The sequence below is a fragment of the Algibacillus agarilyticus genome (assembly GCF_003286125.1).
Classification (GTDB): Bacteria; Pseudomonadota; Gammaproteobacteria; order Enterobacterales; family Alteromonadaceae; genus Algibacillus; species Algibacillus agarilyticus.
This window is the reverse complement of sequence record NZ_QMED01000024.1, coordinates 73,188-83,696: the sequence shown is the minus strand read 5'-3', so window position 1 is coordinate 83,696 and position 10,509 is coordinate 73,188. Positions and strand designations below refer to the sequence as shown.

Annotated in this window: 8 protein-coding genes; all 8 read right to left on the bottom strand. The window is 38.7% G+C overall.

The genetic code is table 11. From position 1 onward, the window contains the following. On the bottom strand, positions 1-627 hold a 627-nt coding region (locus DPX34_RS16405; RefSeq protein ID WP_332872832.1), incomplete at its 3' end, for a transposase. Between the two features lie 269 nt (positions 628-896). Further along, on the bottom strand, positions 897-2,234 hold the full coding sequence (locus DPX34_RS16400; protein ID WP_111979536.1) for an ATP-binding protein: 1,338 nt from the start codon (positions 2,232-2,234) through the stop codon (positions 897-899). A gap of 334 nt (positions 2,235-2,568) precedes the next feature. Then, positions 2,569-3,489, bottom strand: coding sequence for a TonB-dependent receptor plug domain-containing protein (locus DPX34_RS16395; RefSeq protein WP_157964764.1), 921 nt, complete (start codon positions 3,487-3,489; stop codon positions 2,569-2,571). A 51-nt stretch (positions 3,490-3,540) separates the two neighbouring features. Beyond that, the gene (locus DPX34_RS16390) at positions 3,541-4,500 is read right to left on the bottom strand and encodes a TonB-dependent receptor plug domain-containing protein (protein ID WP_111979529.1); all 960 of its coding nucleotides are present in this window, start codon (positions 4,498-4,500) and stop codon (positions 3,541-3,543) included. 231 nt (positions 4,501-4,731) lie between these two features. Continuing rightward, entirely contained in the window at positions 4,732-5,094 is a 363-nt protein-coding gene (locus DPX34_RS16385; protein WP_111979528.1) for a hypothetical protein, read from the bottom strand. Between the two features lie 522 nt (positions 5,095-5,616). Beyond that, positions 5,617-6,864: a Y-family DNA polymerase gene (locus DPX34_RS16380; RefSeq protein WP_111979527.1), complete on the bottom strand. Its 1,248-nt coding sequence runs from the start codon at positions 6,862-6,864 to the stop codon at positions 5,617-5,619. Beyond that, on the bottom strand, positions 6,852-7,265 hold the full coding sequence (locus tag DPX34_RS16375; RefSeq protein WP_111979526.1) for a LexA family protein: 414 nt from the start codon (positions 7,263-7,265) through the stop codon (positions 6,852-6,854). The genes DPX34_RS16380 and DPX34_RS16375 overlap by 13 nt, the downstream gene beginning before the upstream one ends. 520 nt (positions 7,266-7,785) lie before the next feature. Further along, the gene (locus DPX34_RS16370) at positions 7,786-9,960 is read right to left on the bottom strand and encodes a glutamine synthetase III family protein (protein WP_111979525.1); all 2,175 of its coding nucleotides are present in this window, start codon (positions 9,958-9,960) and stop codon (positions 7,786-7,788) included. Positions 9,961-10,509: the final 549 nt, after the last annotated feature.

Here is a 10,509-nt window from a genome sequence, read left to right as displayed (position 1 = left end):
AATGCGCTCTTGAATTGAGGTGAAATCGGATGTTTCAGGTGTATCGGCCATGTTGGCGCGTATTGGGTTTAAATCAACATAGGCCATGCAGGCGAGTATGGCGGTTTGGTCTAATAAAGCTTGGCTTTTAAAACGACCTTCCCAAAAGTGGCCGGTGCAATTATCTTCTCTGTTAGCTTGGCGAGAGATGAATTCATTGAGGTAACGCATAAACCAACTAATGTTGTATAACCGTTCTCTAAACTTGGCTGCTTCTTGTTTTACAATGATTAAATCACTGTCGCTGATAATGTTGTTATCTAAATAACGTTGCACAACTGGCATGGGTTTACACAGTAAATGCCATTGTTTTAATACCTCATCATCAGACCATTTTAGGGCTTTTTTACGGTCGACTCTTAACACTAAATGATAATGATTACTCATGATGGCATAAGCGGCGATATCAATTGCAAAAATAGTGGCGAGTTGTTTAATACGGGTAACGAGCCACTCGCGGCGTTGCTCAAAGCATTGACCGGTTGTGTTGTCTTGTCCACATAAAAAAGCGCGTCGCACACAGCGCGAAACGCAATGATAATAAGCGGTGTCATCGAGTGATATTTGGCTTTTGCGTGCTTTTGTCATGATGATTATAATAGGTGGTTTTATATACAGCTAAGTTTGGTTGATATGGGGTGTTTGTCAAGGAGGTGAGTGTTTATTTATGCCTGTCCGGTATCGATGCCTGTCCGGTATCGATGGGTCATGCCTGTCCGGTATCGATGTTAATGCACTCGAATTATTCAGTTGCCTCAAAAAGGGATTGTCATCGGCGAAAACTTCACCGGATACCTAACATTTTTGCAAATGAATTACAGCTTATACACGGTAATTCAATAAACAACTTGTATTTATTAGCCATGACCCACTATGAACTGCTCAATTTTACTTACGTAGTATAATGGTAATACCAAGGCATTAGGGTTGTCTACCGAACCCTGTGAACCTATTAATTTAATTGTTTTTTCGGGTTGATAACGCTGAACATAAACGTCAAGTGATTTAGCTCTGGTTCGTTTACCGCTTTTTACTTCAATCGGTAAAATACTCCCTGATTCGTGCTTGAATAGGAACTCAATTTCACTTCGAGCATACTCCCAAGAATAGGTTGGACTACCATATTTTGCTATTAGCTCGTTTTGCACAAAATTTTCGGCAATATAACCTTTATAATTGAAGCCCTGATCTCTGTGCTCTTTATATGAAAGACCAAGCATATTACCTAACAATCCAATATCAAAAAGAAAAATTTTGAAGATGTTTTCTTTTGCTAATGCGGGTAATGGCGAACTCGGCTGAGTATTAATAGGTTGGCATTTCGATAATAATTTACACTTATCTAACCAATTAATTGGCCCTGCTAATTCTTGATATCTTCTTTTCTTCTGAATGATATCTTTAAACTTAAACCGCTTTACTGAGTCATCAATGTTTTGTGATAGTTGAATCGGTATGTTTTGAAATATTGCTTGAATATGTTGTGCTGATACTTTGTCTGCGCTGTTGTGAAAGTATTTGCCAAAGTCTCGTTCATAGCCAGCAATTAAAGCTTTGTGTATTTGATTAACAATTTGTGTTCTTTCTAAAATTCCGGTTGTTCCCTCCGTTTCGAACCAAGCTTTAACAGCCTCCGGCATTCCTCCAACGTAATAATAATCAAGCAACAAGCCAAATAATTTATCATGAGCAACCGATGTCATTTTATTTTGCTGAAATGATTTGATCAGAGGTGCTTTATTTGAAGCGAGTAAAAACTCTTCGAAAGTAAGCGGATAGAGTTCTAGCAGCTCAACTTTGCCAACAGGAAACGAACCTAACAATCCAATATTAGAGCCAGATGAGCAAACATACATTTCAGGACATTGTTCTGAAAAAAACTTTAATGAGTTGATTGCGGCTTGGCATTCACCAATTTCATCAAAAATAATAAGCGCTTTATCACGCTGAATACTTACATTTAGCTCAAGCTCGATGTTATCCAGAATGTCTTGCGGCTTTAAAGAGTCATTAAAAAGGTTAGATAATGCAGGTTGCTCTAAAAAATCTAAACGAATAACTTGCTCGAACTGAGCGCCAAATAGCTTTTCAAGTAGGAATGACTTTCCTGTTTGTCTCGCGCCATCAAGAAGAATTGGTTTACGAGTCTTTTTATTTTTCCAAGCAATAAGCTTTTGAAGCAATAACCTTTCCACTACATACCCACTTTTAAACATTTACTTACTAAAAGTATATGTGAACACATCTTGATGCGCAATTAAATAAGTATTTAGATCACTTTTATGCGCAATAAAGTGTGGTGATATGGTTTATGTTTGCGCAAATAAGTGTTTTAGAGCATGGTTTGTCGGAGCTCATCGTATAACTCGTGCATGGCTAATACCGCCAATAAGTCAAGGTGAGGGCGGCTTTATTAATACGTGTTCTACACTCTCACGCCACACTATCATTTCATTGCAAATGGCAAACGCCTAACAGAAGCTGAATAATGAATGGTCAATATATTCAGCAATGGTCAAAACGGGTTTATTAATAGGTTACCGATACTTTTAAGTACACTCCTCGTGCATGAGATTGCGGAAACGTGTTTACTGATTGATAGCTCATTTCAGGAAACCAAACTTTCTCATTAAGTATATTGTCGGCATATATAGAGGCTTCTACATTGCTCCAAGATGATTTTTTTAATACTTTTTCCATATTAGCGAGCACATTGATACTTAATAAATTGACAGCTTTAGCCTCAGGGTTTAATACCTGCACCGAGTTATTTGGCATCTCTTCTATTTTGGCAACATCGCCCAAATAGTTATTCCATATGCCTGCCGATACCCCATAGTCGCTGGTGTAATTTAAACCGATTTTAACCATAGTATTTGATGCGGCCATCACATCGTTATTACCGTCGCCATCTTGATTTTCTTGATAACTTGCATTTCCTTGTAGCTGAAGTTTTGACGTGATCGCCCAGCGCGCTTCTATCTCAGTGCCTATGTAGGTTATTTCTTGATCTGAATTGACAAAAGTAGGTACACCATTGATATTACTGCGGCCAATTAAGTGATTGCTGATACTGTGATATAAGGTTGATGAAATAGTGAATTCAGGTTTGCTATAGTTTAGTTGAAACTCTGCTGTTTTAATGGTTTCGGGTTTTAAATTAACATCACCTTGCAAGAAGCCAGCATCAAAATAAAGTTCAGAGCCAAAAGGCGATCTAAACGCTTCGGCGTATAAAGCTTTGGCAGACCAATGTGGATTAAAAGTATGCACTAATGCAAGTCGCGGAGAGGTTTGAGCATCTTGCCTATCAGGTTTGTTCACTTGAAAGCCAGCGGTGAGTTTAGTTTTTAAGTTAAAGCGATAATCTACCTGACCATAAACACTCGATCTTACGGTGCTGTAATTACCGCCATTCGTGCTTAAGTGGCCCTTAATATGATCTTGCACTGCACCAAAAACCACATCCGTGTCTGTATTTATTTTACCGTTAACAGTAAATTAAAATAAATAATCGTTTGATGAATAAGTGGTAGGGGTTGGCACCGGAATATACATTTTAAGGTTGTTCTGACTTAGGTTAATCGATGAGGTCCAATTTTTATTATGACTATGAAGGTAGCCAATATTGAAATAATTGCGGGTATGGGTCCAGTCGCCTAAAGTTGACCATCTATAGCGGCCGCTCACACTCGGTAGGTTTAATTCACTGAACATTGTCTCTAGTGATAAGCCTTTATATGATGCGTCAACTTTTGCAAAATGACCTTGTCTATTATTATTGATTCCGCCTAAATTCCCTTCAACATCGAATGCTGAAACAGGCATGCCGTCATTATCAATAATATTGATATACGCATGTACACTGGCATCATCAGTGCCGGCAAATGCATTACCTTCCAGTGCTTTATAGTTATGCTCGCCCATGGTTATATTTACGCCAGCTCCAATACCCGACGTTTCTTTTTTAGTAATAATATTAATTGTTCCGCTAAAGGCGTTACTACCATATAACACCGAGCCTGGGCCTCGAATAACTTCAAGGTGGTCTATAGCGCTTACTGGAAATAATAAGTTAATATCTGTTTGTCGGCCGCCGTTTTGCGATTCGCGCAACGGACGACCATTCACTAAATAAAGAATGTGGTTATTTAAGTGTTGGGTTGCTCCGGCGCGTAACGTGCTACCCGTGCTATAGAAAGTGTGAGAGTCAAATAAATAATAATTAGGAATGCGCAGTAAAACGTCTTTTAAATTTCGAGCGCCAAAAGCTTGAATATCATCAGCGGTAAACACTGTTACAATGCCAGGCGCATCAGCTATGGTTTCTTCTTTTTTAGATACGGTGGTAATTTTTATACGTAACAATTCTTCTAAAGATAAGTCTAGTAATGCATAGGTGTCAGAGCTGTGAACATTGACTGTTACTAACATCAACAATAATAAAGGAACAATCCGCATAGTTAACCTGAGTGGTGTTTTTAACTAAGTATAGAGCGAGGTCGTTGTATATGCGAATATGCGATTCATATTATTCATACACAGGATAGCTTTCCCCGTGATGAATGAAAATGTCTTATTTTTACAAGTATGAATGGTTAGTTATCGTCGGTGACAGCCACTCTAAGCGCGATAAAATCAGGGTTTATTGATGCCTGTCCCGCACGATAGTCCCACACGATAATTCCTCGATTACGCACTCACAACCGGCCTATTTTTAAAGTCAAAATACAAAACATTACCCAGACCTACCACTAAAATGCTACCTATAAAATCTTGCCAATCGCCACTGGCCCATTGATATATTAGAATCGATATTAATGCTAATAATTGTATTGCTGCCAATAAATAAGCCCATATTTTAAATGTTATTAAGCCATAGACTGTGGCTATGTTGTATAAAAGTGGTAGCAATATATATAAGCTAGCAAATGGAGAAACATCAATATTTTTTAAAAATACATATGATCCAGCCATCATAACCATAAACCCAATTGCTGCAATAATTGCATATATCACGGAAAGAAAATTAAAAGCTAAAATTGCAGTTCTCATCAGTATTGTTCAAGTTCCAGAAAGCGTATAACGAGCTTGTAGAATTACTCGCTTTTATTGTTATTTTTAATTGCGTTAAACAGTATCTGAGTTTGTCAGCGGCTTCAATCTTATTTACAGTCTTTTTTGAGTGGTTATTGGAGGCACTCTAAGCGCGATAAAATCAGGGTTTATTGATGCCAGTCCTCGACAAGAGGGTTATTAAATTAAATCAATGGTTTATTGGCTTTCTGTAATTGCCTATTGATTTACTAGTGATGCCTGTCCTCGACAAGTGTCGACAAGTGCGGTCCTCGACAAGTGCGCTCGATTCATATTATTCATACACAGGATAGCTTTCCCCGTTATGAATTAAAATATCTGATTTTTACAAATATGAATAGTTGATTATCGTCGGTGACAGCCACTCTAAGCGCGATAAAATCAGGTTATTTAGAGATAGCGCTATATTCATGCCTGTGCGGCACCACCTTAAAAATCAACTCTGCAATCACTTGGGGGAGTTTGCGTTAACCTCAACGATTAACAGATTATTTTGGGAATGTCTGACCATTTTGTGGTGTATTGAGGCGATAGGTAATGACGTTTCATACTCCAATTTTGTGTTAAATGGCTGCTGGCGATAAAAGCGCTACCCACACCGTATTTTTTATTAATGTGATCGTAGCATTGCATGAGTTGAGGGTTGTCTTTAATTGGTTCAAATAATGCGAGTTGTGTGGCATTTTCTTTACCTAACTCGACCGCTCCTAAACCACATTTATAAAATTGTACTTGGGGTTGGTATATTTTGTGGATCAAACGGCTTATCGCATTAGCTATCACGAGGCTATCGGATGTTGCCACCGGAAATTCATATAAGTAACTGCGTTTAATATAAGCGACATCGTGTTGAGAGTTGTGGGCAAATATGAGCAGTTTTTTAACTGTTGAACCTTGTTGTCTTAATTTTCGACCTATAATGTCAGCATGGCACACTAAGGCGGCATTTAAGCTAAATAAGTCGGTGACGCGTTGACCAAAACTGCGTGTTGAAAAGATTTCTTTTTTGTCTTCTCTGACATCATCCCAACTTAAACAAGTGATCCCATTTAATTCTTTCACGGTATTTTCTAACACAATACTGTGAAATTTTCGCATTTTTTTCGGATCTTGTTTTGCAAGATCATAAGCATTTTTTAAACCTAATAACGCTAATCGTTTACCTAATTTAGCGCCTATTCCCCACACATCGGTTAGTTGCATTTGCTTTAAAATTAATTTGGCTTGCTCAGGGGTTTTTATGATGGCAACCCCGTTAAAGCCGGTTAGTTTTTTGGCTGCATGATTAGCGGCTTTAGCTAGCGTTGGGGTTGTGCCAAATCCAACGCCGACCGGCAGCTTCGTTTCTCGCCAAATCGTTCTGCGGATTGTCTCTCCGTATTGTTGCCAGTCATTGAAATCGTGATTAAATTTTAGAAACGCTTCATCAATTGAATACACATGCTGTTCATCACTAAAACGGCTAATGACATTCATCATTCGATCACTTAGATCCGCATATAATTCATAATTTGATGAACGTACAACAACGTTGTGCTGTTTTAAGTCATTTTTTATTTTGAAAAAAGCCTCAAATTTAGGAATATTTAGTTTTCTGGCAATAGGGCACACGGCACATATGCAACCATCATTGTTGGTTAATACCACAACAGGCTTGTGGCGAATACTTGGGTCAAAAACTTTTTCTGCCGATGCATAAAAGGCAACGGCATCAACTAACGCATACATGTTGGTAGCTCTTTTATTTGTCTAAATATACGGATCGTTCGTGTGACAACGCCTTCAATTTGAAAATCGTCATTTGGTTTTATTTTTACGGGTTGGTAAGTGCCTGAAGCTGATATAAGAGTGGCATGTTGTTTATCTAAAATTTTACACACAAAACAGCCGTTGTAATTAGCGACGATAATATCGTTGTTATTGACTTGTTTAGCACGATCGACGATCAATAAATCGCCATCGTAAATACCCACATCTTGCATGGATTGACCCGATGCAATACCAATAAAAGTGGCATCAGGGTTATCAATAAGCAAAGCATCAAGTGATAAACCCAGTTCTTTATATTCTGCTGCGGGTGATTCAAACCCTGTGATGCCGGCTTCAACTAATATAGGAATGACATGCATTTATATAACCTATTAAACTGTATGTTTATACAGTTTAATTTGCGTAAGCCATGTTGTCGAGTTTTGTATTACGGGAACGACTATTATTTGCGCTTTTATGAATCATTGCTTTGTTAGGCATTCTTTTCAGGCGAGTTTTAAATGCACTTACTCTGTGTTGCTCAAACTCAAAAGAGCGCTACGATTTCTTCATTCAAGTGCCTTGCTTAGCGCATTTAAACTTTCGCTGAGTGGGCACTTATTATTACGGATTGGTATTATAGTCTTCTCGCTCAGGTTTTATGGTTCATTGTCAGCGCTTACTCGCCCCAATCACATATTAGAGCATATGCTCATGGGGTCTCGAAGCTTGACGGCTTTGCTTACATGGATGTAAGTACTTCGGTTTCGTCTGGAACTAGAAACCTGCCCCTAAAACCCGATCGCTTTGACTATATTGGGGAATATACTGGCTCTGTTAATAAAAAAGCCGCTAAAAAGCGGCTTTTTTGATCGTTCGGTTTAATTTATCAATGCTAAATTATTTGATAAACATCATTTCTGCATATTTTGGTAATGGCCAAGCTGAGTCCGCTACACGTTGTTCAAGTGAATCTGCATAGCTTCTTACTTCGTTCATTAACGTGATGATGGTGTTTGCACAATAATTTAAGTGATCTTCGGTGCTGTCAAAATCATGCTGCGCGATGGCATCTTTAAGTGCGCTTACGCTGCTCATCATTTGATTTGCATCTGAAGCGACTTGTATCGCTAAATCATTGTTGAATGGGGCACCAAATGTTGCGGCAGCTGATGCTGCTGTGCCTAATTCGGCGAGGTAGCTCATCGCAGCAGGGTAGATACTTGTGGTTGCCATATCGATAACCAGTTTAGCTTCTACTTCAATCGATAATATATATTGCTCAGAGTAAACTTCGTAACGGCTGGCTAATTCAACGGGTGATAATACGCCTGTGCTATCAAATAAGTTTTTAACAGATTCATCTAAAAATGCGGGTAATGCATCCGCAGTTGTGGGTAGATTTTTTAAGCCACGTTCTTCAACTGCGGCTTTATGCCATTCGCTTGAATAACCGTCGCCACCAAAAATAACGTTACCGTGATCTTCCATTATCGTTTTAAGTACTTCAAATACCGCTGTAGATTGGTCGGCACCTTTACTTAAACTGGTTTCAAGTTGTGCTGCAATCCAATTTAATGAATCCGCTAACATGGTGTTCATCGCCACAAGTGGGCCTGAAACCGATTGTGAAGAACCTACGGCTCTAAATTCGAAACGATTACCGGTAAAGGCAAAAGGTGATGTTCTGTTTCGATCGCCCGGATCACGATTAAATGGCAATATTTGTGAAAGACCTAAATCCATTAAGCCGCCACAGGTTGTTGCATTGATTTTGCCCGCTAAAATATCTTTAAACACACCTTCGAGTTGGTCGCCTAAATAAACTGATAAAATAGCCGGTGGTGCTTCGTTAGCACCCAGACGATGGTCGTTGGCCGCCGAAGCAATAACCGCACGTAGTAATGGCCCATATAAATGAACACCACGCACAACCGCACCACAGAAAAGTAAGAAGTTAAGGTTTTTTTCTGGAGTATTGCCCGGATCAAGTAAGTTACCTTGGGTTGAGTTACCCACTGACCAGTTTACGTGTTTACCTGAACCGTTTACGCCAGCGAAAGGCTTCTCATGTAATAAAGCCACTAAACCGTGTTTTTTGGCTGTCGCTTTCATAACGGTCATCAATAATTGTTGATGATCGGCTGCTACATTAGCGGCTTCGTAATAAGGTGCAATTTCAAATTGACCGGGTGCAACTTCGTTATGATGTGTTTTAGCTGGGATCCCTAATCGGTATAGCTGGTCTTCAAAATCTTGCATGAAAACTTGAACACGCTCTGGGATCGCACCAAAATAATGATCATCAAATTGCTGACCTTTAGCCGGTGGCGCACCAAATAATGTGCGGCCTGCTAATAATAAATCAGGGCGTGCATTTACAAAGGCTTCGTCAACTAAAAAGTATTCTTGTTCGGCACCACAGCTTGAATTTAAAGGCGCGATCTCTTCTTCACCCATTAAGCTTAATACTTTTTGTGCCGCTTCGTTCATTGCTGAATTTGAACGTAACAATGGAATTTTTTTATCTAAGGCTTCGCCTGTCCACGACATAAACACACTCGGTATCATGAGTGTTGCGCCATTCGCGGTATTCATAATGTAAGCAGGGCTTGTTGGATCCCATGCGGTATAACCACGCGCTGCGTTAGTCATACGTAGGCTGCCATTCGGGAATGATGAACCATCGGGTTCACCTTTAATTAATAGGCTACCGGTAAACTCAGTGATTGCATTGCCATCACTGTTAGTAATAATAAAACCATCGTGCTTTTCAGCGGTCGCATTCGTCATTGGATAAAAGATATGCGAGAAGAACTTAGCGCCTTTTGACATGGCCCAGTCTTTCATGGCGGCTGCCACAATATCTGCCGTTGCGCTGTCTAATGGCGCACCTGTTTTAACGGTATTTTTAATGGCTTTAAATGCATTTTTAGATAAACATTCTTCCATTTTTGCAAGGTTAAATACATCACAAGCCCAGATTTTGCTTAGTGGTTCTGTTTGTTCTGTCGCATATGGTGTGCTGTTAGTGATAGCACTGATTGCTGATACTCTTACGTCATTTCCGCTCATAAATCCCCCAAAATATAAAAAATTAGCAATAAATAAAAATAGTTGAATGAGGCTAACTCAGAATTAATGAGTGATAAACTCAAAGCGAATAAATATTACCTATTACTTGTATTGTTAACTTAGCAATTATTGAACCAAGATTAAAACGGCATGATTCTAGCCATTTCTACATAAAAAGCGATGTAAATCTGGCGATAATTACTATTATTGCACCAAAATAGCCCTGTTAATTTGGGTGGTTGATTTATTGTAGTGCGCTGATTTAGGTGGGTTTAAAAACCCTTTGATTTTATTGTTATGTTATTTGCGTTTTTTTGATCATCTTACGTGTTTAATTTTGTGATAAGAGTTCTTTTTTTGGAGAGCTGTTTAAGGGGATTATAGTGTGGGCTAAAACAATAAACGCGACATTAATTGAGAGCAATATCTTCAATAAGTGATTACCGTTAATACTTAAATTCAAGCGGCAAAAAGTAAAGCCAAAAGCAATATACATTTAGTTTATAACTGATCTGTTAAAATTAAAAATGATTTGTTATATTTGATTTA